Annotated in this window: 2 protein-coding genes and 1 pseudogene; 2 read left to right on the top strand and 1 reads right to left on the bottom strand. The window is 70.9% G+C overall.

What is annotated here, in order from left to right; all coding sequences use genetic code 11:
* Positions 1–407, bottom strand: a pseudogene (locus tag ACZ5CR_RS46305) (hypothetical protein); the annotation flags it as partial.
* 168 nt (positions 408–575) lie between these two features.
* On the opposite strand from ACZ5CR_RS46305, the gene ACZ5CR_RS46300 reads away from it, so the two are divergent.
* Positions 576–866: a helix-turn-helix transcriptional regulator gene (locus ACZ5CR_RS46300; protein ID WP_468870026.1), complete on the top strand. Its 291-nt coding sequence runs from the start codon at positions 576–578 to the stop codon at positions 864–866.
* A 138-nt stretch (positions 867–1004) separates the two neighbouring features.
* Positions 1005–1186: DUF6083 domain-containing protein (locus tag ACZ5CR_RS46295; RefSeq protein ID WP_468870023.1), on the top strand; the 182-nt coding region annotated here is incomplete at its 3' end.

Below are 1186 nucleotides of genomic sequence, written 5' to 3'. Positions count from 1 at the left end.
CCCACGCCGACGCCGGGTTCGGGCAGGCCCACGGGGAGGCTTCCGTCAGGGACCACGGCAGCGTTCGGGATGGCGCGGGCACACGCGGCACAGACATCGGCCAGCCGCCAGCCGCGGCCGCCACGGTCGCGGGCAAGGACGAGAAGTACCGGGCCCGCGCATCCGCGGTGCCTTGCGTGCCAGCGACATAGCCGCTGGCGGCACTGACAAGTGCGGAGGTGACCGGCGAGTGCGTCACGACGTGCGTGAGCAGCCAGGTGCCGCAGGGCGGCAGCCTGCGCCGTGGAGGCCTGGAGAGGCATGGCACGGGGTACGCAGCGCGGACAATCGAGTACGGGGCCGGTCGCGTGCGGGCGCAGTTCGACGGTCCAGACCCGGGGAACCGCGTGATGCAGGGAGAGCCTCATCGCTCTCGCTCTCCTCCTGTCCGATGGCTCGGTGCGGTGGGCCGGACGAACGCGTGCCGCAGCACGCGTCCAAGCCGCCTGGGCTTCCGGCGAATGTCACTCCTTCCCTAGCAAATAGTGCAGAGGTCTGCACTGACAGGGCAGGGGGCTGCACCATCGGATGGTGGGGTGACGATCTTCCCGCCCGACCCCAACCTCACGGCGCTGCGCGTCCAGCTCGCGCACCTGAGGAGCGAGCGCGGGTGGACCTTCGACGAGCTCGCCGAGCGGAGCGGGCTGGCGCGGCGCACGCTCATCGATCTGGAGCACGGACGCACCACGGGGAACATCACGACGTGGCACGCCCTCGCGCACGCCTTCGGCATCCCGATCCAGCAGCTGCTGGGGTCGCTCTGCGAGGGTCACACCCCTCCGGTGCCGCCGGATCCTGACGGGCGACCAGCCGCCCGAACCCCCTGAACGCTTCACCCGATCGACAAGCAGGCACCGAACGCCCAGTCGACAATTCGCACACTCGTCGCACCTGTTGGGCCATCCGCATGACATCGGTACATGTGGAGGCCGGGGCGCGGTGCGTCGCCTGGCAAGTTGCCGCCCATGCGCCACCACTCCTCTGCCCGCCGCTGGGACGGCAGTCCGATCGCTGCTGCCCGCCCCCGCCGTCTGCGCGTGGACGCGATCAGCCCGAGCCGCCTTCTCCGCACGGGCCAGTCCGGCTTCTGTCACGCATGCGACAACCGCGTGGACTGGCATCCCCGCCCCAACCACCGGCGCATCAG

This window comes from Streptomyces sp. NPDC031274, from assembly GCF_055570235.1.
Note: the sequence above shows the minus strand (reverse complement) of the source record. Positions and strands in the feature narration are given on the sequence as shown.